Here is a 21,009-nt window from a genome sequence, read left to right as displayed (position 1 = left end):
TCCCGCTTACTTCATATGGCCTACGGAATCGGATTGAGGAGAATTAGACTGTTTACAGGTATTATTGATCATTGTGGTGAAATACGGTCGATAGAGGCATTGCCGGATCATACCGTGCTGTCCGTTGACACTCAATTTTCAGATTTTCGGCTTGGTGAGAGCATTGCCATCGATGGCGTTTGTGTAACAGTCACTCAGAAAAAACTCGGCTCCTTTTCTTGTGATTTATCGCCAGAAACATTAGCGTGTACCAAAGCACGTGATTATAAGATCGGCGGTCGGATCAATTTGGAGCGTGCCCTACGATTAACGGATCGAATGGGTGGGCATTTTGTATCGGGTCATGTGGACCAAACAGGCATTCTCGAGAGTCAAAAAAAACACGCCGAATTTATTCAGATGGATTTCAAGAATAGCTTAGGGGAGTGGTGGAATTACCTCATTCCAAAAGGCAGCGTGGCTGTGAATGGCGTGAGTTTAACTGTTAATAGCGTAGCAGATGATTGTTTTTCGGTGATGTTAATTCCACATACACTCGAGCGAACGAATTTAAGCGATTTGAAAGAAGGTCAAATCGTCAATATCGAATTTGATTTAATTACTAAAATTATTGTCCAAAAAAAAAGGGAGGCATTATCCCATGCAAAAACCATTTGATAATATCAAAACGGCGATTGACGCTTTACGCCAAGGTAAAATGATTATTTTGGTCGACGATGAATCGCGTGAAAATGAAGGCGATTTAATCATTGCCGGGGAACATGCCACGCCAGAACACATTAATTTCATGACCCTTTATGGACGGGGCCTTATTTGTTTACCAATGTGCTCTAGCGATTTTGAGCGGTTAAATATTCCCATGATGACAAACCGAAATGAGTCGCGTTATGATACCCCTTTTGGCGTATCCATTGAAGCTGCTTATGATGTTACGACGGGTATTTCAGCCCACGACCGCGCGCGCACCATTCAAGTGGCCATTGATGAGAAAAGTACAGCTGAAGACATCGTAATGCCCGGACATATGTTCCCATTAAAAGCCAACGACGGAGGTGTGCTCTCGCGAGTCGGCCATACGGAAGGCAGTGTGGATTTATGCCGTCTGGCAGGACTAAAACCCGCAGCTGTTTTATGTGAAATTTTAAATAAAGACGGAAGCATGGCGCGGTTGCCCGATTTACAACTTCTGTCTAAACAATTCCGTTTACCGTTAGTGAGTATTCAGGATCTTATTACTTATCGGATTAACTATGAAACACTCATTGATGAGGTTTCAGAATCCCTCCTGCCAATTAAAAATCGCGGCCGATTTACTATTAAAGCTTTTCGCAGTCGGGTGGATCACTTAGAACATGTTGCTTTGGTTAATCAGAAAATCGAGGAAAATAAACCCTGTTTAGTGCGTGTTCATTCTGAATGTTTAACAGGCGATGTATTTGGTTCCGCGCGGTGTGATTGCGGCGATCAGTTGGAAGCAGCCTTGGACGAAATTGCAACGCAAGGGGGCGTTTTGCTTTACTTGCGCCAAGAGGGACGAGGCATTGGTTTAGCAAATAAAATAAAAGCCTATGCTTTACAGGAAGCCGGTTTAGACACGGTGGAAGCCAATCACCATCTTGGCTTTGGAGCTGATTTAAGGAATTATGGTTTAGCCGCTCAAATGTTGCGAGTTTTAGGGATTCGGGAAATTCGATTGTTAACGAATAATCCGAATAAAGTAGAAAGCTTAACGCAGTGTGGCATTTCTGTCGCTGAGCGGGTCGCGTTGGAAACCGTGCCCACATGCGATAATATTGATTATCTGAAAGCAAAGCGGGAAAAGCTGGGCCATTTATTGAACCTCATAGGGGAAACAAAATGACAGAATCATCTTTTAAACTTGCCATTGTGATCAGTCAATTTAATCGTACCGTTACGGAAAAGTTGCTGAATGGCGTTTCGCAGCGGTTGACTGAATTAGGCGTGCAAGCGAATCAAGTTAAAACCGTGCGGGTGCCGGGTGCTGTGGAAATTCCCTTGGTTGCAAAGCGCTTAGCAAAATCGAGGCATTATGAGGCGTTAGTTTGTTTGGGGTCGGTTATTCGCGGCGAAACCGATCATTATAACTACGTGTGTCAGCAAGTCAGTTTTGGCTGTCAGCAAGTGGCGTTGGAATACGAGGTCCCGATTATTTTCGGTGTGTTAACCACAACCACTAAGGAACAAGCTTTCGCCCGCGCAGGCGGCCAGCGAGGCAATAAAGGAGCTGATTGGGCGGATGCTGCAGTGTCAATGATAAAGTTAATGAAAGAAATCGAGATCACTGATGAGTAATACGAAAAATCCAATATTACAGGACATTTCCAATTGGTTTGTGCGGCATTTTTCAGATCCAGAAGCATTAGCCTTGTTTTTCACTTTGCTTTTTATATTCTTATTAATTGAGTTTTTTGGTAAATATTTGCTCCCCGTCGTTATTAGTGTTGTTCTCGCTTATTTATTCGCTTCTCCAGTGCGATGGTTAGAGCGCTGGCGCTTCCCTCATTGGACGGCAGTTACTATAGTTTATCTTTTTTTCTTAGGTATTTTTCTGCTGGCCTTATTTGGATTGTTACCGTTAATGTGGAAGCAGCTCGCGAGTATGGTTCATGAATTTCCAAAAGCCATTACGAAAGGTCAGGCGTGGATGACGGATTATATGCATCATTATCCCAAACTATTTCCGACCGATCCAATCGCTAATTTAGCTGGTTATTTGCACCAACAATCGGCTCGCATTGGGCAATTCATTTTATCTTTTTCATTAGCCTCAATTCCTGGAATTATCGAAGCAATTCTTTATTTAGTTTTAGTGCCGTTGTTGGTTTTTTTCTTCTTAAAAGACGGGGAAAGCATCAGCAATTGGCTCAGTCGTTTTCTGCCAGAACGGCGGGGGCTTATTCGTATTGTCTGGCATGAGATGAATCAAAAAATTGGTGCTTACGTTCGCGGTCGGGTTATCGAAATTATCATCGTGAGCATTGTCGCCGTTATTGCATTTGCGTTACTCGGATTGCAATACGCGTTTTTGTTAGGGGTTTTACTGGGATTATCGGTGATTGTTCCTTACATCGGAGCGATAGTGGTCACCATCCCCATCGCTATCGTTGGATTAATGCAGTGGGGCTTATCCGCGCATTTTGTGTATTTAATGATTTTTTACGCCATAATTATCACTTTGGATGGGAATTTATTAGTGCCTTTGTTATTTTCAGAAGCGATGGATTTACATCCCATTGTGATTATCCTGTCCATATTAGTTTTTGGCGGGATCTGGGGTTTTTGGGGAATTTTTTTCGCCATTCCCTTGGCGACCCTAATTAAAACAGTTTTAAATGCTTGGCCAAAATCGCGAATCTATCAAAACGAGACGAAATAACGGCTCAATTCACCTTAAAACTAGATTAATTCGCATTGAACCTTATTTTTCAGTACCCTTTTTCAAAGGATAAAATAATGTTTACTGGATTAGAATTACTCCTTCCATAGCTTCGTCATTCCAACGCAAGTGGGAATGACGAAATCAAAATTATTTGTTAGGGATAAGGAGAGAGTTGAATGCAAGGTGATAGAGCTAGATTAGCTCCCGAGAATTTTTCAGGTGTTTTTGGAAAGTTTAGCCCACAAGATTCACCGTCACCCCTTCTCTACCCAGCAGTCAACCTGGATGTCAAGTGTCAGTCCTTGCTCTCCCTCATCACAAGTGATGCTGTAGAATCAGCTAAACCAAATAATGAAATCCTACAGGAAATATATGCTTGACTAGCTGAGATTAAATTCTGTAATCACATTGCTCTTCGCATACATGGAGGTGATCTTCGAAATAGTTCGTTGTGGAACTATGTGAGAGGAATTACCGACGAAGAACTGGATCTTTTGGATTTAACACCTACGCGAAGAACTTTTGCTTGTATTATTGAAGAAATAGGAAACGAGAATAAAGATAATTTGATTTTGGAAGAAAAAAAGAAGAAGAGTCAGACAGCCTTTAGACAGAGTCTGAAAGACTTTTACAATGAAGCTGAATTGGAGGTATGTTTCTTTTTACATGTGCTCATTTTATGAGGCAAGAGGTGAGGTTGAATTGCTTAAAAAAATTCGGGCTGCTGCCCCAAGAATTCTTTTGTCCCACTCCACCATTGAACAGAGGCCCGTTAATTGCTATTAGTGGAATTTTTCTAAATAAAATCAGAGAGTTTTCCATTTTACCCGCGGCTCAGGAAAATATTTTGATTCATATTTTCTGTACAAGCCTTTTGGAGAGGGGGATTCAGATGAACTCTTCTGAGTCTTTTATTAAGGATTTTATGATGGCAATGGGTTGAAAGAAAAGAGATGAAGGGTTTGAGAAAAGCATTAGAGGGAGAGAAAATTAATTCAACTTTGTTTCATTATCTGAATAGATATAGCCGAAATGGAAGTAAACTGATTGGAAGTTTTTAGTTTGGAGTTTTATAAATTTTTGTACCACCATGCTTCAACGGATGATAGGGAGAACGTTGATGATAAAGATAGCGTTATTGATTTTTTTCGAAGTTTGTTTTATTATAGAGATTGGATTCCTCAATCGAAGAAACGAAATAAGAAATGGAAAGTCAAGATGATGAAGTTGAGAGTCCTAATTCTCTTATTTTGCGTCTCATCAACCAAAGAAGACGAAAACTATCAAATTTCTAAATTGATAGGCTTAGAATTTCATTGAATAAAAAAATGAATAAATCATAGGAGCACCGCGATGGCAAGAAGACCACATAATCATCCTGAGTAGAAGGATTCTCCTGTACCAAGGCAAATTCATGAGGTTGTTGAGGCAAGAAGGAGAGACAACCCATTTATCCTCCTTGGGATCGAGAGATAGCGGATTTAGAAGGGAATTTAGAGGATATAGTACATTAGGAGATCTTATATAGTAACACCAGAAAGGCCGCTGGCTTTTGTGAGAGGGCTGGAATGAGGAGCGTCACCAGAAAAGGATAGCAACAGTTCCAAACCTTAGTGATTAACTCCAAAGATCCTGCTCAAAATATTATGAACAATGTGATTACCGTTATAGCTAATCATGGAGAGACCGCTATTCGACAGCTACCCACTTCTATTGCTAATTTTGTTAATGGTCAGCCACAAAATATTCTGAGTCAAATGTAAACCGTTTGTAAGTGGCTTGAAGGTGTCGGCTGATTGGCGATAAGGAATAATTATTCTACTTTTGAAAGTTTTAATAGAACGCTCCTTAAGAAAAAGATTAGGTGGCGAAGTGTAGGAAAAAAGTTTGAGGAAGGAAAAAGGAGGTTCAAAATTCTAGCCTTTTGTTTACTAGGCGGCCCAATGAAATTTTAATATCGGTATTGCTTGAGATTAACAACTGGTCAGCGCAGAATGACGGAATTGAGAAATTGCTTCCTCCCATTCTAACTTTAGAACGTATCACAGCGGAAAGCACGTTACCACAACTGGGAGAGACAGTACATACTGCCTTAAGAAAAATAAGTTAAATGCGTATCATGATGAGCATCTAAGATGTTGGATTCCGTTTTCACTGAAGAAGTATGATTCTTACCACCAAGGCGGTAATTTTGTCCCTCCATCAACTTCTGTTAAGTCTTGAAATAGAGGGAATCATTATGCGTAAACGAAAACAACCGCTGGTATCCCTACCATCAAGATTATGGATGTTATTAAACGGATTGAGAATGGTAGAAATATAAATTTCGTGACAACTTCGGCCATTTTAATACAGATTCTCCGTACGAATCTTACGCATACCTTGGAAAATGGGATTCCCGATTTTCCTATCGATAGAGCTATTGAAGAGTCCGAGCTGTTGAAATTGTATTCTTTTTGTGAATCAGTTGAACCATCGCCTCTCGCCATTCGAATAATTAAAAAATATATAGATACTTACATCTATTCTGAGGAAGGGAAAGAGAAATTTTTAAATGCTTATTTGCCGTCACGTGATGAGATCCAAACTTTCATGGAGGACCAAATCCGTAAGGACCGCTGAAAGGAGGGTAGAAATCATTTTTATATCCTGATTCAGTATTTGATGAAGAAAAAAATTCATCCAATAACTTCCTGGAAGAGATTGAATCATTAATTAGAGATGCAGTGGATATGGAGGAGAATGAGAGAAAAATTTTTTTAGAAATTCTATTTTAAAGAAAAGTCGATACTCACTATTGTTTGGTTTAATTATCGATTTGGTGGTGCGTTTAATGAGGAGACTCAGGAAATCTTAGAAGATCAATTGTTTAATTTTGAGGTAGATGATTCAAAAATAAACGAGATTTTAGAGAAGAGCTTTGGGCAATGGGAGTTAGAGTAGGGCGGAGCCGTTCTGCAATTATTGACTCCATTTGAGGTACTCTACGGCGGTAAAAAATTGTTTGTGAAGCGATTAAAAAGTTTTCCTTTCTACTGAGAGGAAAAAATTCAGTCTCTTCATATGAGCAAAAAGAAGAAAAAAATCACAACTCGCGATTATGGAGGGTGGACAAAAATCGATAGATAAAGAAATAGCTGATGCTATTGGGCAGATTCGGCAGTTGAAAATAGATAGTAATTCTCTGAAAAAAGAAAAACTCTCTCGTAAAGATTTAATGGAAGAATCTATCAAAGCTTGTAAAGAAGAAAAAAGCAACGAGACAATAATCAATAATATTCTCAATACTGAGGGCGTAAAATGATTACAAAATTTTTGATGAATTGGCTAATCGGTGCTTTTCGAACTTTATTTTAGACAATCATGAAGGAAAAATCGTATTTTTGTTGGGATTGTTGATTCGCCAGAAATTATTCAAAGGTAAATTTTAATAAAACATTAACGTTGAGTTGAAATTGAGAACAAATTCGTTACTTATGCGCCTCATCAGCTCAATTTATGCAATTGCTAATTCTCCTGCGGCATTTATAGACATATTAGCCGCTTATTTAACAGAATTGGACAAACTTCTTTCGGAAAATATTTGCCGAGACGATGTATTACTGGATGAATTTCATGCAGCAGGAAGCTCTCAATGTCCTCTTTATGTTCTTAGTAATACATTCTCAACCCGCTTTTATAATGAACGAAGTCCTAAGGATGAGCAGGATGCTGTTTTTTCACCCTTGTTGATAGGATTCCAGGTTAATTCATGTTTCTTCGTTGTCGCTCTCATTGCCGACAAATAAACTGCCTGCAGACATCATTTTTTCTTGGGTGATTTTTAGGATTTTTTGGTTGGTGTCGTTGAGCGCAGCTTTGATAAGATCTTCAATCACTTCTTTAGATTCTTTGAGGAGTTCATCGTCCAGGTTCATTTCGACAACTTGGTGTTGTGCCGTCATGGTTAATTTTACCATCCCAGCACCGGATTCACCCGTGATCCGTATTTTAGCAAGTTCGTCCTGGGCTTTTTGCATCATTTCTTGAATTTTTTTGGCATTCTTCATCAAAGTGCCAAGGTTAAATTTACCACCGATCATTGTTACCTCTCTTTTAGTTATCTTCGACTGGAATTCGGGAGTGCAAAGCGTGGATTAACGTGCCGCCATCGAGATATTCCAATTCGCCACCCATCGGCACCCCGTGAGCGATGCGCGAACATTTTATTTTAGTGTGATCGATGTGATTTGCAACATAGTGGGCTGTCGCTTTGCCTTCCATGGTGGCATTGGTTGCAATGATCAGCTCTTTAATTGTTTCATTGCGCAAGCGATCGAGCAAAGCCGGAATTCCTATTTCTTGGGGCCCGATGCCGTCTAACGGCGAAAGATGTCCATGGAGGACAAAATAACGCCCCGAATAAATTTGAGTTTGCTCAATGGCCACAACGTCGGCAGGGTTTTCTACGACACAAAGCAACGTGGAATCTCTTTTAGGATTATTGCAGATGTTGCAAAGGAGCTGCTCCGTGTAAATTTGACATAATTTACATTCACCTACCTGACGAATGGCTGATTGGAGGGCGTCGGACAGTGCCAATCCTTTGGGTTGTCCTGATTTTCCAAGAAGATGGAAAGCCATTCGTTGCGCGGATTTTGGGCCTATCCCCGGCAAGCATTGTAATGCTTCGATGAGTTGTTTTGTCAGCGGGCTGAACAACGCATCAACCCTTAACCGTCCTCGCAATGGGATTGCCAATCACGCCTCGCGTTCCTTGGCCCCATTCTTCCCCTTCTTCTACAGAAAGATTTCGGATATCTTCAGGAATACGCATGCTTCGCAGCAATTCAATGGTCTTGGATTGAGTTGTTTTTTGAATAATTTCGCACAGGTTTTTCCAGGCTTCGCGTATGCGCCATTTGAATTCTTTGACACCGCCTTGTAGGGCGCGTTCATCAAATTCAATATCTTCGAAATTATAAGTGGCTATCATTGTAATTCTGACAGTTTTATCATGGGGCTCACCGAGGAGTTTCAAATCAGCCAAATTGGAGTAGGTGGCTTGCATTTGTTGTTGCATATCAGTGATGCTTTCTTTAACGTCCGGCAGCAACCGACGATCGGCTTCTGTTGGTAAAATAGCTGACATATTAGTACCTCCTCAATATTTTCTCTAAAATATCTACGTTCATCATTCCCCAAGATCAATGACGTATAGGGAATAAAGCCGGTAGTTAAATTTATGTTTCCTTCTTTACTTTACGCTCCTTCAGCATGCGGAACAATGCTCTCTTTGACGAGCGTGGCGTCGAAAGTTTGCATTATCCGCTGAACCTGACGATCGTTCATTACTTTTTTCTCGGCTTCTGTTTGACGGTCTTGTGCTTTCTTTTGAGCGAGCGCGGCGGGCGTTTCGGTTTGATGATTGCTAATATCAATTTTAACCCTAATTGTTCGATTAAAATGTTCGTTCAATGCCTTGCTTATTCGTTCAATGTGTTTTTGTTGCAATAATGGTTTTTGTTTGGGATTTAACATTAAATGTAACCGACTGTCAGTCAATTCTTTTAAACTGCATTGCTGGGCCAGCGCGAGAGTGGCACCGGTTAACTTTAATTGAGATAGTAATTGAGGCCATGATGTTTCTGAACTTTTGTGGGTTGGAGTGACAACGGCTTTTTTTAATTCTGTTTCTGAGATTGCGTTAGCGGCAGATGGATAGAAAGCCAGCATGCGCAGCAGTGTCATTTCAAACCCCGTTTGAGGCGTTGGTGAATAAGCTAAATCACGCTGTCCGATTAAACCGATTTGATAAAAAAGCTGGACATCTTCACGGTCCAGTACTTTAGCTAAGTGGCGTAATTGCTCGCTGTCATTTTCAATAAGGGCCTCAGGCACGTTTTGGATAATAGCAATTTGGTGTAATAAAGAGAGTATATCCGCCAGCGCATTTGAGAAATCAACGCTTTGTTCCACGAGCCGAGCGACACATCCAATAAGACGATCACCTGATTTTTCAGCTAGTGCTTCGAGAATATCAAATAAAAGCAGCGGCTCGATGGTACCGAGCATTGTTTTTACATCGGTAATTAATACCTTTCCGTTGCCATACGCGATGCTTTGGTCTAATAAGCTTAAAGCATCCCGTACGCTGCCGTTTGCCGCTCGCGCAAGTAAATCTAGCGCCGCGTTTTCAAATTCGACCTTTTCTTCTTTTAGTAAATGCTGGCAATGGGCGGCAATTTGCAATGGTGGCAGTTGAGCGAGGTGAAATTGCAAACAGCGCGAGAGCACGGTGACGGGCAGTTTATGATAATCCGTGGTTGCTAAGATGAATTTAACGTGAGAAGGGGGCTCTTCTAAGGTCTTTAATAAGGCGTTAAAACTGTGGCCGGAAAGCATGTGGACTTCGTCAATCAAATAGACTTTAAAGCGACCTTTTGTTGAAGTGTATGGAATATTGTCTAATAATTCACGCGTGTCTTCTACTTTCGTGCGCGAAGCCGCATCGACTTCAAAAAGATCCGGGAATCGGCCTTCATCAATCTCACGGCAGTTTTCGCAGTCGTTGCAAGGATTGGCACTGACGCCTTTCTCACAATTCAAACACTTGGCAAGGATTCGGCTAATGGTCGTTTTTCCTACGCCGCGTGTGCCGGTGAAAAGATAGGCATGATGGAGATACTGCTGATTAAGCGCGTTACTTAAAGCTCGTACGACAGGCGCTTGACCGATGACTTCTTGGAAACATCGGGGACGCCATTTTCGTGCTAAGACTTGGTGAGGCATCGATCACAATCCTTCTTTAAAGTAAAAAGGCAACCACAGAAGCCGCATCTCGGCACCGAAATCCGCCGCTACCGCTGCTCCCTTCCGGGCCTGGCGGGGTTCACAGCAATTCGTCGCGAGGGGACCCCTGCGGCTGCCAGTACTCAGTTAAATGTTTGCAATTAATCATACTACGAACAACTGCTTCAGAGGACAAAGTCGCGTTACTGGCGGAGAGGGAGGGATTCGAACCCTCGGTACGTGATTAACGCACACACAATTTCCAGTCGTGCCTCTTCAACCACTCGAGCACCTCTCCTCCTAGCCCGTATTCCACTTCGCTCCATACGGGCTACTCACTTGTTTTTACACGAAGTGCCAAAGATTAAACTAGAATCCCCATCGGTGCAAACTAAGACGTGGGATTAATTGGTATTTCTAGCCTCATTTTTGGATAAGCATTAAGAGGACCTGTTACTCCCTTATTTGTTAGTTAAGTTAAGTATACTGAATGAAGATTAACAAAAGATTAATTTGTTAAATTGATATCCTTTCCTGTTTATTGACTATCTTAGGATAATAAACTAGAATAGTCAATTCTTTGGATTTAAAGAGATTTTGGCCATTTTGGGGCTAAGGTTAAGAAGAGTTCGGTCCTTCTCCTTCAAGATATTGCAGGGACCGAGACAAGGTTAGATCATTTGGGACTCATCAGCTATTCTTTTTGATGAACTCGGCGTTCGTCAACTGGCAAATAGCAATCCAGAGCTCTTTTTGGCCAATTTCGCAGTCCGTTAATCTTAGACGAAGTTACTTTAGCCCCTAAAAATTTTTTCGGGAATTAAGAAATGGGTGGATGAATAACAACGTTTATCGCGCGCCCAAAATACACACATTACTCCGGATTTGTGGATTACTGGTTCTAAAAAACCTTGCTTTACCGATCGGTGCGAGAGTCGCTGGTGGGGAAAATCTTAATATTTTACTTTAAACCTTGTCGCTTCACGAAATTGGCCAGTAATTGAAAGATCTCTTTTATTAATCTTCATTTTCCTGCATTTTCATGTGAGGAGGGTGATCTTAATTGTATGTCACGCCGGAAATAAAGCCAGTAAATTATCTTAATAATTTTATTGCGACTTTTGTTGAAAAAGATATTTTTTCTGCAGTATAGATCGAAAAAGCGGTGTTTGCTACGGCGTTGCAATTAGCGGCGGGCAGAGTGGGGTAATTGCTTAATTATTTTGATATCGCAAAAAATATTGGTATCGACGTCACCACGTTGCAATTGTGGATAGCCTTATTTAGAAGAAAACAGAATTTTGCGCATAATCTATCCTTTTTTTAACAATATTTAAATCAAAGACTAATCAAGACACACAAGTTATATTTTGAAGGCGTTGCTTTGGCTATTCGCCTTCAAGGATGGATGCAAGTGAAGCACTGCTGCTAAGTCCTTACGGATGGCTACTAGAAAACTTGCATTAACGAAAATAACACGGTTTTTCACTAATCCTGCGCAATTACCCCAGATTTATTTTATCCGGTCCAAGGAAAAAGAAGAAATCTATTTTCTCATTCGTCCTTCCAATGATTGGTGCATTGCCATTGAAGTTAAATCTACCCCTATCTATATGAGTCCTCGTCATCGTCAATTACGATTATTAGCGTCTTTGGAGCTGAATGTGATTGATTGATGGATTGTTTCACCCACGCGTTCTGTTAATTTCCCAATGCGCGTGTGATTTGTATAGATACTCTGTTGAGAATTTATCTGCCGTCTTTCAACTGCCTGTTAATAGCTGAAAAATCCGAAAATAAATATCAGTCAGTTTTTCTAAATCCTCGATTTGGGTGTTTTCATTGACGTGGTGGACCGTTTTATTAACGGGGCCGAGTTCGATGACTTCGCAGCCGGTGGTAGCGATAAAGCGGCCGTCAGAGGTCCCACCGTAGGTGTTGGGTTTGGTATCGAGATGGCAGACTTCTTGAATGGCTTGACGAGCGAGTGCGGCTAACTGGCTATTGCCGCTAAAAAACGGTTGGCTTGAGAGGTTCCATTGGATGTCATAGTTTAATTGGTAGTGATTTAAAATGTGTTCGGCTTTTTGTTGTAATTGTTGAGGCGTGTGAATGGGAGCAAAGCGAAAATTAAATTTTGCCTTTAATGTCGCAGGAATAACATTGGCATCGCCCGCGCCTGCTTCAACATTATAAAACTGAAATGAAGTAGGGGTAAAATGCTCATTGCCTTCATCCCATTTTGTTTTTGCTAATGTTTCGAAGGCTTGGAAACTGCGGTGAATAGGATTATCTGCCAGATGGGGGTAAGCAATGTGCCCTTGTTTGCCGATGACGGTTAGTTCCCCGTGCATCGAACCGCGCCGTCCAATTTTGATGGCGTCGCCCAATTTTTCGTTGCTGCTGGCTTCGCCCATGATGCAATAATCTAATTTAATATTTTTTTGTTGTAAATATTCCACGACTTTTTTCGTACCATTTTTGGCGGGGCCCTCTTCATCACTAGTAACGATAAATCCGATTGTGCCATTGTGGTTGGAATTCTGTTTAACGAAATTTTCCGCCGCGATGACCATGGCGGCTAACCCGCTTTTCATATCAGCAGCGCCGCGGCCGTAAATATAGCCATTTTTTTCTGTGGGGGTGAAGGGGGGTGACTGCCATTTTTCTTCATCGCCGGGCGGAACTACATCTGTGTGTCCTGCAAAAATAATAAAGGGCGATTGATGGCCATGCCAGGCCCAAAAATTATGAACATCGCCGAAAGGTAAACGTTCGCATTGAAAGCCTACGGATTTTAAACGATCGATTAAAATCGTTTGGCAACCTGCGTCGTTAGGTGTAATGGAAGGGCGCTCGATTAATTGCTTAAGAAGATTCAGCGTTTCCCTCATAATTTTTATTTTTCGCGTAATAATTCATTGAGAGAGACCTTGCTTCGTGTTTTTTCGTCTACTTGTTTAACGATGATTGCGCTGTAACGATTGTAGTGGCCATCTTTAGACGGGAGGCTGCCCGGAATGACGACGGAGCCTGCTGGAATGCGGCCGTAAGTAATTTCTTGGGTTTGGCGATTGTAAATCGGCGTGCTTTGACTGATGAAAACGCCCATTGAAATCACAGAACCTTTTTCAACAATAACGCCTTCGACAATTTCCGAGCGTGCGCCAATAAAGCAGTCATCTTCAATAATCGTCGGGTGCGCTTGTAATGGTTCGAGCACGCCGCCGATACCAGCACCGCCAGAAAGGTGAACGTTTTTTCCAATTTGGGCGCAGGAGCCGACAGTTGCCCAAGTATCAATTAGAGTTCCTGAATCGACATACGTACCGATATTAATGTAGCTTGGCATCAAGACAGTATTTGGAGCTAAGTAAGCTCCCTTACGAACGATAGCGTGTGGAACGACGCGAACGCCAGATTGAGGTTGTGAAGCGTTATTGCTGTATTTTAAAGGTATTTTATCGTAAAAAAAGGTGTAACCTGCGTCAAACGTTTTGAGAGGCTCTGTTTTAAAGTACAGCAAGATAGCCATTTTCGCCCATTCATTGGTGTTCCACTGACCGTTTTTTTTTTCGGCGATGCGGAGTTCTCCATTATCAAGGAGTTCAATGGTTTGGTGAATCGCTTGATGTATTTTTTTAGGCACCGTGTCAGTAGTAAAATTACCTTTGTTTTGGTAAGCCTCTTCAATTATGGCCTTAAGATCTGTCATGAATTACCTCGTTTGTCCAGAGGAAATTTTTCCAGTAAATAGAGAATATAATTGCGTAACTTGCCATCTTGTTTTAGATTTATCAAGTTTTGGCAGTTTGAAAACGTCGGATTATATTTACCGCCGTATACCGATAAATTTTTATTTTTGCCTGAGAGAACTGCCTTAACTTCCAATAGCTGAACGATTCTTTCGATGAGTATTCATAAAGATAATATACCCAAAGATTGCTTTAATGTCCAAATTATTTATATCAAGAACCTAATTTTTATCACATTTTCTATATGAAAAATGTGATTTATTTCACAATGTTTAGAGGAATCTCTGACGTTTGCGGCCGAGGTTTTTTTAAATTGACGCATTCAGATACCGGCAGTATGATGCCTTTCTATGGTAGGCAGCGGGGTATAGCGCAGTCTGGTAGCGCGCCTGCTTTGGGAGCAGGATGTCGGGGGTTCAAATCCCTCTACCCCGATATTTTCGCTTTTTAGTTCTTTTTCTGTTATGATCTGACCACGCTTTTGCACCATCGATCAGTCGTTAGCTTACAATTCTGTTTTTAGTCTTATTTTCCAGCCTAGATCGACTCAACACTTGTGGTTTGTGTGGCCGGTTTAGGAGTTATTTATGTCATTTGAAGTTCTCGGCTTATCGGCTGAGTTATTACGTGCTATTCGTGAACAAGGTTACGTTGAGCCCACACCTGTTCAGCGACAGGCGATCCCGGTTATCTTGCAAGCGCGGGATGTTATGCTTACTGCTCAGACAGGCACTGGCAAAACCGCAGCATTTACCTTGCCTTTGTTGCAACAGTTATTTGTTTCTCGCATCCCCTTACAGAGCCCTGCTAAACCTGTGATTCGGGCATTGATTTTGACGCCCACGCGGGAATTAGCTGTGCAAGTCTTTGAGTGCGTTCGGGCCTACGGTAAATATCTTCCATTGAAAGCTACTGTAGTTCACGGGGGCGTGAGCATCAAGCCGCAGATCAATCATTTGCGACGAGGCGTCGATATCCTGGTTGCCACGTCAGGGCGTCTTCTTGATTTAGTAAATCAAGGTGTTTTAAATCTATCGCGAGTTGGATTCTTCATTTTAGATGAAGCCGATCGCATGCTTGATATGGGTTTTTTACCTGATATTCGCCGAATTTTGAAGCTGTTGCCGGAATCTTGTCAGAATCTCTTATTTTCAGCGACTTTTTCAAAAGAGATTAAAGAACTCACGGATAAATTATTACGTTCACCGATACTGATTGAAGTGGCGCGCCGTAACACGGCTGCAGCACGTATCACCCACGTTGTTCATCCTGTTGATCGTCAGCGCAAGCGTGAATTGCTTTCGTTTATGATTGGCTCCAAGAACTGGCGTCAAGTATTGGTGTTTACGCGAACCAAGCACGGGGCAAACCGTTTGTCACAACAATTGGAGACCGATGGATTGTCCTCAGCGGCGATTCATAGCAATAAAAGCCAAGCGGCACGAATGCGCGCGCTCACTCAGTTTAAGCAAGGAAAAATTCGGGTGTTAGTGGCCACCGATGTAGCTGCGCGAGGGTTGGATATCGATAAACTTCCCTATGTAATTAATTTTGAGCTTCCGGATGCGGCGAAGGATTACGTCCATCGTGTGGGGCGAACTGGTCGGGCCAGTAATGACGGCATTGCTATTTCGTTAGTTTCTGGGGATGAAATTAGATTATTGAGAGATATTGAAAAACTGTTGCAATCTAAAATGCCACAGGAAGTGATTCCTGGGTATGAACCTAACCCTTTTAAAAAGAAGGCAGCCCCCCCTGTTCAAGCGGTGCGGCGTGCTCGGAGTAATCAGCGCGGAAAAATAATGGGAAAAGGACCGCAGGCGCGGTGGGACTGATGGAGAAGTTTCATGTCTTTTAAGAGATTGACGATCTATAAAGTGCTCAGTATGATTTGCTTCGCACTTCAGATACTCAGACGTATTATATAGTAGTAGCGACTTGACCCGGCGACGTGCTTACGTGATTATAGCAACAGTGCGCCCGTAGCTCACTGGGATAGAGCATCGGCCTTCTAAGCCGAGGGTAGCAGGTTCGAATCCTGCCGGGCGCATTTTCAGAGGTTGGAAGGCAGTGGACAGAAGACTGATGACAGAAGGTTGTGCAGCTTCGCTGTAATATAAGTTGTCTCAAAGGCACAAAAGAACTGTGCTCTGTCTTGATGGTGGGCGTAGCTCAGTTGGTAGAGCCCCGGATTGTGATTCCGGTTGTCGTGGGTTCAAGTCCCATCGTCCACCCCATTTAGGTTATTTAGATAGGAGGATCTGGTGGGAAAGCGAATAATACCAGTTTTGTTGGCAGGCGGGATTGGGAGTCGGTTGTGGCCTGTTTCTAGAAAAAGCTATCCCAAACAATTCTGTAAATTATTTGATGAATTTTCCTTATTGCAAAAAACAGCGGAAAGGGCCAAGTTCGTTTCCGAAGATTCTGATTTAATTGTCGTTACCAATGATAATTATTATTTTTTTTGTAAAGATCAGCTAGAAGCAATCGACCTTTATAATGTCCATTATGTTTTGGAATCATGTTCCCGAAATACGGCGCCAGCAATTGCGTTAGCGGCTCAGTACGCTTGCGAATATATCCATCCTGATTCTGTTTTGTTGACGCTGCCTACTGACCATTATTTAAATGATCATGCTTATTTCAAAAGCACTGTAAGAGCAGCCATGAATTTTGTTGAACGAAATAAATTGGTGGTATTTGGTGTTGAGCCACAGTCTCCTAAGGCAGGCTATGGATATATTGAAAAGGGTGATGCAGTTGATGAAGGTTTTGAAGTGAAAAGCTTTATTGAAAAGCCATCACTGTCCTTGATAAAAGAGTTTCTTTTGCAGGGAAATTTTTTTTGGAATAGTGGTTTATTTTTATTTAAAGCTAAAGATTATTTAAATGAATTAGAGAAATTAGCGAATGACATTTATATCCAAAGCACAAAGGCTTTTCAAGCGACGCAATCAAATCTTGAGTTTTTTCGAGTGAATAGAATATTCGATTCTTGCCGAGCAGGCTCTATTGATTACGAAGTAATGGAAAAGACAAACAGAGCAGTGATACTTCCACTAAGAACGAATTGGAGCGATTTAGGTTGTTGGTTATCGGTTGGGGAAATGGTGGAAGGCGACGGAGCCGGTAATGTGTGTTATGGCGATGTTATGGTGGATAAGTGCCAGAATTGTTTAATTAGTTCAGAAGGGCGGCGTGTAGTTGCTATCGGCGTTAAAGATCAGGTGATCGTGAGCACCCCGGATGCGCTTTTAGTGATTGATAAAGCCTGCTCGCAAGAAGTCAAAAGGGTGGTCGAACAAATGAAATTGCAGCACGACGTTGCAGCCACGGAGCACCAGAGAATGTATCGCCCCTGGGGATTTTATGAAAAATTGGCAGCAGGAGCTGATTATCAAGTGAAATGTTTAATGGTGAATCCTGGGTCATCGCTTTCCTTACAATTGCATCGTTATCGTTCGGAGCATTGGGTAGTGGTCAGTGGTGAAGCTGAGGTTGTGAAAGGTAAGAGTGTTTTTCGTTTACATTCTAATCAATCGACCTTTATTGAAAAAGGGATGAAACATCGGTTAAGCAACCCAGGCGATGAACCCCTTTTGATTATTGAAGTGCAAAGTGGGAAATATTTGGGCGAGGATGATATTGTGCGATTGGATGATACTTATGGCCGTGTAGTTGAATCAGCGTCGTTGTGAAGGGACGACCGGGCTTATTAAAAATCTTTGTAGGATTCTACAAAACGTTTATAGGAATCTGAATTTATGAATGCTGGCGTGAGAAATTGCTCGTAAAATTCCACCAGCGTTTGAATGGAATTGAACCACGATTTAAACAAACTGCCGGAAATAATGTGACTCATTACTACGGCGCATTCTTCTAATGAGTGACGGCCTCGATAGGCGGCCAAATCGCATAGAAACCCATTAAGTATTGATTCATGAGCGGTCAGCAAACCGCTTTCTATAGAAGGTGGGCTAGCATATATGAAATGGCGTCCCAAGGTTCCGCTAAGGCCGCCAATAGTGGAGCCGCCTAACCGCTTTAGTTCTCGTGCGATTTCTTGCTCGAGGTTGAGCGAAAAGCATTTTTCGCGGCAAAATAAGGAGTAGCCTGTCGAAGTTCGATTTAACTTCGTCATTATGGAATTCTTTTTTCTTCTTCTTGATTATTTTTTTAATTTCATCAACCTGAAAAAAAATGGTTCCGAAGGCTCAGGACCGTAATGCGATTTGAGCCAGATTTCATAATAAAATTGCGAAACCGCTGACATGTCAAAATTTCTTGAAAATAGTTACGCCAATGCTTTTCGTAATTTTTTTGTATTCGGGTTGCTATCAGGTTCAATTAATCTAAATTTCTTAAGGAAAATTTCAATTTTTAATGTTTATTTGGCTTTTTTTTAGCTCAAAATCAGCTAAAAATAATTGATTGAGTTTATTATGGTAGCCATTTTACCAATAAGCTCGACCATCCTAACAAATCAATTTGGCTAATTCAGATTCATAGAGACTTCGTTTTTTAAATTACCATTTTCATCGCAGTCATCAACGAGGGCGGCTTCACCCGTTTTGAGAACCCCATTTTACAATGCCTTGACCTTCTACAAGCTCGTATAAACTCGGATAAATAGGATTAATATTATCAAAAGCAATCGTTTGCGCAGTTAAAATATTTTCGTTAGCGAGCTTCTCCAGGCAATCTGAAGCCGAAATGTATTTAATTGCATGCATGCCAAGTTTTTCAGCCATCCTGATGTCATCTTAACGATTGTCAATAAAAATACAGTTACTAGATTTCTTATTTCGTTCATGACATATACGTAAAAATATTTCAATTGATTTCGTCGTTTTCAGATTAGTTGCACTGTAAATATCAGCCTCTGAAAATAAGTGAGTATTTTTCGGTAATATTCTAAATATGTTGGGAATCTAAGCTTGGATGATTTATTAATGCGATTATTTGATAACCAGTCACAAATGAAAGTCGCATTAGTTTGCATACTTTTTCATTTAGTCGCCAGAATTATCAACTAACAATACCAATAGAAATAATAATAAGCTTGCTATGTATTCCCTTCTCTTAGGATGATTTCAACCTCCTGCGAGAGATCTTGACAGATATAATCTGGATTCACAGTAATAGGCTTTTCATAATGGTGATCAATAAAAATGGTTTTTAAGTTTAATTTTCTTCCTGCCTCAATGTCACTGGGTCGATCGCCAATAATGAAACTTTTTTGAATGATGACATTAAATTTTTTTAATGAGTTTAATAACATTCCTGCTTTTTGTTTACAGCAATGACAGTTATCTTTTTGAGAGTGATAACAAACTTCAATGTGATCGATAGGTAGTTCTTGGCGTATTTTATATGCATGTTTTCAATAGTGGCTAGGGAAGTAATTTCATTCCCTACATCAGGTTGATTAGTGACGACAATTAGTAAATAACCTGCTGTTTTTAGACGTACTAATATCCTTTTTGTATCCGAAAAATAAGAAAAATCTTCTAAGGTTTTCGGTGAAAAAGGCCGACCATTACAAAACTCGGGAACAACAATAACCCCATCGCGATCAAGAAAAATACAGGGTTTTGAACTGATTACCACTTAGTTGCTTGAATCTGTAGTTGAGGGTGCGATACCAAACAGTGCCAAATGACGGCTTGGAAGGCTTCCGCATGTGGAGTAATATGTTTATCATCAACAGACGGGATAATAATGAATTCGTCCGCCATTTTCGCAGTATATCCTCCGTCTCGGCTTACAATACCATAAATTTTAGCATTGCATTCTTTTGCATAATCGAGCGCCCGAATTAAATTGACACTCACTTTTTTTTCTTTATTGCCTCCGCCGACGGATAATACCAAGACAGCATCACTTTCTTTGAGTCTGCTCGTTTTTAGCCAACTAGAGAAGACTGTTTCCCATCCTTCGTCATTGGCACGTGCTGTTAATTCGGAAATATTGTCAGCAGGAGAGTAAGTTTCGATGCCGCAAAGTTTTCGGAAATCATTCACCGCATGGCTAGCATTTGCGGCGCTTCCGCCGACACCAAGAATAAATAATCGACCATTGCGATTGCGAATATCTGCAAAATGTGTTGCGAGATTTTCTATTTTTTGATAATTGATTTGATTGGCGACTTCCTTAACTTGATCAAAGAACAACTTAGCGTGACTCATACAAACCTCCTTATAACACGGTCGAACTACAATGAATTGAATAACAAGAGGCTTGCGCATCTCGTGCAAACATTTGAACGGTTTCCAATGAATATTGTGTTAGATCCTTTCCGAGCAAAGGTAATTTCGCTAGGATGTTGTGTGCAACTGTTATAATGTGACAACCGATACGATTGGCTTGAATAATGTTAAACAATTCACGCGGACTAGCCCAAAGCAGTTCGAGACTTGGTTTTTGAGCTACTATTTCTAGTGCTTTTCGCATGTGATCCTCTGGGTCTCGCCCACTGTCCGCAACTCTGCCTGCGAATACAGAAACGATACCAGGGGTATTATCAGCAAAGCTTTGGCAAACCTTTTCGACTTGCAAGTGAGTAGTAAGGGCTGTGATGTTGAGAATAATGCCATCCTCCGATAAACGTCGGATGATAGGGCCTGTGAATTGGCCTTTAGTATTAGTAACAGGGATTTTAATATTGACGTTATTTCCCCAGCTAGCTATATGGCGTGCTTGATCTTCCATTTCATCGAGCTCATCGGCGAATACTTCTAAAGAGACAGGGAGTTTGGTGATTTGAGTGAGCGCTTGGTGCCCAAAAGCTTCGTAATCAACGATCCCTGCTTGGCGCATAAGTGTGGGATTGGTTGTAAGCCCTTTAATATATGGATGTGTTGAAAATTTTATCATCTCCTCTAAGTTTGCACCGTCGGCGAATATTTTGACTTTTAACTCATGTAAGCGGTTATTTTCCATCTTGCGTCCTTTCAGTTGAGAATTAAATTTTGGGTAGTATACTGCAGGAATTAATTTGTGCCAACTTAATGAAGTTCATATGAGTGCGGGGATGCGATTAAATTGCGTTATTTAATTTAATTGATTTTTTTTTTTATGCGA

The 21,009-nt window shown here is 41.2% G+C and carries 21 protein-coding genes, 4 tRNA genes, 1 other RNA gene and 4 pseudogenes; 17 read left to right on the top strand and 13 right to left on the bottom strand.

From position 1 onward, the window contains the following. Positions 1 to 33 precede the first annotated feature (33 nt). The 9 genes from FIV31_RS00425 (at position 34) to FIV31_RS00385 (ending at position 7,188) form a co-directional block, all read left to right on the top strand. Positions 34 to 657, top strand: coding sequence for a riboflavin synthase (locus FIV31_RS00425; protein WP_280123454.1), 624 nt, complete (start codon positions 34 to 36; stop codon positions 655 to 657). Next, the gene (gene ribB / locus FIV31_RS00420; protein WP_280123430.1) at positions 641 to 1,861 is read left to right on the top strand and encodes a 3,4-dihydroxy-2-butanone-4-phosphate synthase; all 1,221 of its coding nucleotides are present in this window, start codon (positions 641 to 643) and stop codon (positions 1,859 to 1,861) included. The genes FIV31_RS00425 and ribB overlap by 17 nt, the downstream gene beginning before the upstream one ends. Continuing rightward, entirely contained in the window at positions 1,858 to 2,313 is a 456-nt protein-coding gene (gene ribH, locus FIV31_RS00415; protein WP_280123429.1) for a 6,7-dimethyl-8-ribityllumazine synthase, read from the top strand. Before ribB ends, ribH begins: the two co-directional genes overlap by 4 nt. Further along, positions 2,306 to 3,397 carry an AI-2E family transporter gene (locus FIV31_RS00410; protein ID WP_280123428.1) on the top strand — a complete coding sequence of 364 codons (1,092 nt, stop codon included), beginning with the start codon at positions 2,306 to 2,308 and terminating at the stop codon, positions 3,395 to 3,397. The genes ribH and FIV31_RS00410 overlap by 8 nt, the downstream gene beginning before the upstream one ends. A gap of 464 nt (positions 3,398 to 3,861) precedes the next feature. Further along, positions 3,862 to 4,083 carry a hypothetical protein gene (locus FIV31_RS00405; protein ID WP_280123427.1) on the top strand — a complete coding sequence of 74 codons (222 nt, stop codon included), beginning with the start codon at positions 3,862 to 3,864 and terminating at the stop codon, positions 4,081 to 4,083. Positions 4,084 to 5,013: 930 nt separating this feature from the next. Continuing rightward, on the top strand, positions 5,014 to 5,163 hold the full coding sequence (locus tag FIV31_RS00400; protein ID WP_280123426.1) for a hypothetical protein: 150 nt from the start codon (positions 5,014 to 5,016) through the stop codon (positions 5,161 to 5,163). 619 nt (positions 5,164 to 5,782) lie between these two features. Further along, on the top strand, positions 5,783 to 6,022 hold the full coding sequence (locus FIV31_RS00395) for a hypothetical protein (protein ID WP_280123425.1): 240 nt from the start codon (positions 5,783 to 5,785) through the stop codon (positions 6,020 to 6,022). Positions 6,023 to 6,500: 478 nt separating this feature from the next. Then, positions 6,501 to 6,704: a hypothetical protein gene (locus FIV31_RS00390; protein WP_280123424.1), complete on the top strand. Its 204-nt coding sequence runs from the start codon at positions 6,501 to 6,503 to the stop codon at positions 6,702 to 6,704. 172 nt (positions 6,705 to 6,876) lie between these two features. Then, on the top strand, positions 6,877 to 7,188 hold the full coding sequence (locus FIV31_RS00385) for a hypothetical protein (protein WP_280123423.1): 312 nt from the start codon (positions 6,877 to 6,879) through the stop codon (positions 7,186 to 7,188). Here the strand turns inward: FIV31_RS00385 and FIV31_RS00380 are convergent. The 6 genes from FIV31_RS00380 to FIV31_RS00355 form a co-directional block, all read right to left on the bottom strand. Then, positions 7,150 to 7,482: a YbaB/EbfC family nucleoid-associated protein gene (locus FIV31_RS00380; RefSeq protein WP_280123422.1), complete on the bottom strand. Its 333-nt coding sequence runs from the start codon at positions 7,480 to 7,482 to the stop codon at positions 7,150 to 7,152. The two genes, FIV31_RS00385 and FIV31_RS00380, sit on opposite strands and share 39 nt — an antisense overlap. 13 nt (positions 7,483 to 7,495) lie before the next feature. Further along, on the bottom strand, positions 7,496 to 8,101 hold the full coding sequence (gene recR / locus FIV31_RS00375; protein WP_280123453.1) for a recombination mediator RecR: 606 nt from the start codon (positions 8,099 to 8,101) through the stop codon (positions 7,496 to 7,498). Positions 8,102 to 8,105: 4 nt separating this feature from the next. Beyond that, a complete protein-coding gene (locus FIV31_RS00370) occupies positions 8,106 to 8,531 on the bottom strand; it encodes a YbaB/EbfC family nucleoid-associated protein (RefSeq protein ID WP_280123421.1) in 426 nt (141 codons plus the stop codon). 110 nt (positions 8,532 to 8,641) lie between these two features. Continuing rightward, positions 8,642 to 10,171 (bottom strand): DNA polymerase III subunit gamma/tau, encoded by a 1,530-nt coding sequence (gene dnaX / locus FIV31_RS00365; RefSeq protein ID WP_280123420.1) that lies wholly within the window; start codon positions 10,169 to 10,171, stop codon positions 8,642 to 8,644. Positions 10,172 to 10,204: 33 nt separating this feature from the next. Further along, an RNA gene (ffs, locus tag FIV31_RS00360) (signal recognition particle sRNA small type) lies at positions 10,205 to 10,301 on the bottom strand. Positions 10,302 to 10,378: 77 nt separating this feature from the next. Beyond that, positions 10,379 to 10,469, bottom strand: a tRNA-Ser gene (locus FIV31_RS00355). Between the two features lie 384 nt (positions 10,470 to 10,853). On the opposite strand from FIV31_RS00355, the pseudogene FIV31_RS00350 reads away from it, so the two are divergent. The 3 genes and pseudogenes from FIV31_RS00350 to FIV31_RS08230 form a co-directional block, all read left to right on the top strand. Next, positions 10,854 to 11,171, top strand: a pseudogene (locus FIV31_RS00350) (AAA family ATPase); the annotation flags it as partial. A 442-nt stretch (positions 11,172 to 11,613) separates the two neighbouring features. Then, positions 11,614 to 11,847, top strand: a complete 234-nt coding sequence (locus FIV31_RS00345; RefSeq protein WP_280123419.1) for a hypothetical protein — start codon at positions 11,614 to 11,616, stop codon at positions 11,845 to 11,847. Between the two features lie 3 nt (positions 11,848 to 11,850). Next, positions 11,851 to 11,956, top strand: a pseudogene (locus FIV31_RS08230) (hypothetical protein). On the opposite strand, the gene dapE reads toward FIV31_RS08230, so the two are convergent. Genes dapE through FIV31_RS00325 form a run of 3 tightly spaced genes read right to left on the bottom strand, consistent with a single transcriptional unit; the run spans position 11,935 to position 14,062 of the window. Further along, on the bottom strand, positions 11,935 to 13,065 hold the full coding sequence (gene dapE, locus FIV31_RS00335; protein WP_280123418.1) for a succinyl-diaminopimelate desuccinylase: 1,131 nt from the start codon (positions 13,063 to 13,065) through the stop codon (positions 11,935 to 11,937). The pseudogene FIV31_RS08230 and the gene dapE sit on opposite strands and share 22 nt — an antisense overlap. Positions 13,066 to 13,070: 5 nt before the next feature. Continuing rightward, a complete protein-coding gene (gene dapD / locus FIV31_RS00330; RefSeq protein WP_280123417.1) occupies positions 13,071 to 13,886 on the bottom strand; it encodes a 2,3,4,5-tetrahydropyridine-2,6-dicarboxylate N-succinyltransferase in 816 nt (271 codons plus the stop codon). Continuing rightward, positions 13,883 to 14,062 (bottom strand): hypothetical protein, encoded by a 180-nt coding sequence (locus FIV31_RS00325; protein WP_280123416.1) that lies wholly within the window; start codon positions 14,060 to 14,062, stop codon positions 13,883 to 13,885. The genes dapD and FIV31_RS00325 overlap by 4 nt, the downstream gene beginning before the upstream one ends. A gap of 225 nt (positions 14,063 to 14,287) precedes the next feature. On the opposite strand from FIV31_RS00325, the gene FIV31_RS00320 reads away from it, so the two are divergent. From FIV31_RS00320 to FIV31_RS00300, 5 genes are all read left to right on the top strand, one after another. After that, positions 14,288 to 14,361 (top strand) — tRNA-Pro (locus FIV31_RS00320). A 152-nt stretch (positions 14,362 to 14,513) separates the two neighbouring features. After that, entirely contained in the window at positions 14,514 to 15,761 is a 1,248-nt protein-coding gene (locus FIV31_RS00315; RefSeq protein ID WP_482765870.1) for a DEAD/DEAH box helicase, read from the top strand. A 141-nt stretch (positions 15,762 to 15,902) separates the two neighbouring features. After that, positions 15,903 to 15,976, top strand: a tRNA-Arg gene (locus FIV31_RS00310). A 111-nt stretch (positions 15,977 to 16,087) separates the two neighbouring features. After that, positions 16,088 to 16,163 (top strand) — tRNA-His (locus FIV31_RS00305). 27 nt (positions 16,164 to 16,190) lie between these two features. Next, positions 16,191 to 17,624 (top strand): mannose-1-phosphate guanylyltransferase/mannose-6-phosphate isomerase, encoded by a 1,434-nt coding sequence (locus FIV31_RS00300; RefSeq protein ID WP_280123415.1) that lies wholly within the window; start codon positions 16,191 to 16,193, stop codon positions 17,622 to 17,624. On the opposite strand, the pseudogene FIV31_RS00295 reads toward FIV31_RS00300, so the two are convergent. The 4 genes and pseudogenes from FIV31_RS00295 to FIV31_RS00280 all read right to left on the bottom strand — a co-directional run bounded on the left by FIV31_RS00295 (position 17,610) and on the right by FIV31_RS00280 (position 20,868). Then, positions 17,610 to 18,999: pseudogene (locus FIV31_RS00295) on the bottom strand (HAD family hydrolase). The gene FIV31_RS00300 and the pseudogene FIV31_RS00295 overlap by 15 nt on opposite strands. Next, positions 18,992 to 19,536 (bottom strand): annotated as a pseudogene (locus FIV31_RS00290) (HAD-IIIA family hydrolase). Before FIV31_RS00290 ends, FIV31_RS00295 begins: the two co-directional pseudogenes overlap by 8 nt. Continuing rightward, complete coding sequence (locus FIV31_RS00285; RefSeq protein ID WP_280123414.1) at positions 19,530 to 20,174, bottom strand: SIS domain-containing protein; 645 nt, start codon at positions 20,172 to 20,174, stop codon at positions 19,530 to 19,532. The pseudogene FIV31_RS00290 and the gene FIV31_RS00285 overlap by 7 nt, the downstream one beginning before the upstream one ends. Beyond that, positions 20,125 to 20,868, bottom strand: coding sequence for a transaldolase (locus FIV31_RS00280; RefSeq protein WP_280123413.1), 744 nt, complete (start codon positions 20,866 to 20,868; stop codon positions 20,125 to 20,127). The genes FIV31_RS00285 and FIV31_RS00280 overlap by 50 nt, the downstream gene beginning before the upstream one ends. Between the last annotated feature and the right edge of the window lie 141 nt (positions 20,869 to 21,009).

It is taken from the genome of Coxiella endosymbiont of Ornithodoros amblus, from assembly GCF_019425495.1.
Lineage (GTDB): Bacteria > Pseudomonadota > Gammaproteobacteria > Coxiellales > Coxiellaceae > Coxiella.
This window is presented reverse-complemented; position numbering and strand designations above follow the sequence as displayed.

What these genes read in the sequence shown, in the direction of transcription:
- ribB (WP_280123430.1), top strand. Translation starts at nt 641, where the DNA reads ATGCAAAAACCATTTGATAATATCAAAACGGCGATTGACGCTTTACGC.
- ribH (WP_280123429.1), top strand. Translation starts at nt 1,858, where the DNA reads ATGACAGAATCATCTTTTAAACTTGCCATTGTGATCAGTCAATTTAAT.
- FIV31_RS00410 (WP_280123428.1), top strand. Translation starts at nt 2,306, where the DNA reads ATGAGTAATACGAAAAATCCAATATTACAGGACATTTCCAATTGGTTT.
- FIV31_RS00390 (WP_280123424.1), top strand. Translation starts at nt 6,501, where the DNA reads ATGGAGGGTGGACAAAAATCGATAGATAAAGAAATAGCTGATGCTATT.
- FIV31_RS00385 (WP_280123423.1), top strand. Translation starts at nt 6,877, where the DNA reads ATGCGCCTCATCAGCTCAATTTATGCAATTGCTAATTCTCCTGCGGCA.
- FIV31_RS00380 (WP_280123422.1), bottom strand. Translation starts at nt 7,482, where the DNA reads ATGATCGGTGGTAAATTTAACCTTGGCACTTTGATGAAGAATGCCAAA.
- FIV31_RS00370 (WP_280123421.1), bottom strand. Translation starts at nt 8,531, where the DNA reads ATGTCAGCTATTTTACCAACAGAAGCCGATCGTCGGTTGCTGCCGGAC.
- dnaX (WP_280123420.1), bottom strand. Translation starts at nt 10,171, where the DNA reads ATGCCTCACCAAGTCTTAGCACGAAAATGGCGTCCCCGATGTTTCCAA.
- FIV31_RS00345 (WP_280123419.1), top strand. Translation starts at nt 11,614, where the DNA reads ATGGCTACTAGAAAACTTGCATTAACGAAAATAACACGGTTTTTCACT.
- dapE (WP_280123418.1), bottom strand. Translation starts at nt 13,065, where the DNA reads ATGAGGGAAACGCTGAATCTTCTTAAGCAATTAATCGAGCGCCCTTCC.
- dapD (WP_280123417.1), bottom strand. Translation starts at nt 13,886, where the DNA reads ATGACAGATCTTAAGGCCATAATTGAAGAGGCTTACCAAAACAAAGGT.
- FIV31_RS00315 (WP_482765870.1), top strand. Translation starts at nt 14,514, where the DNA reads ATGTCATTTGAAGTTCTCGGCTTATCGGCTGAGTTATTACGTGCTATT.
- FIV31_RS00285 (WP_280123414.1), bottom strand. Translation starts at nt 20,174, where the DNA reads ATGCGCAAGCCTCTTGTTATTCAATTCATTGTAGTTCGACCGTGTTAT.
- FIV31_RS00280 (WP_280123413.1), bottom strand. Translation starts at nt 20,868, where the DNA reads ATGGAAAATAACCGCTTACATGAGTTAAAAGTCAAAATATTCGCCGAC.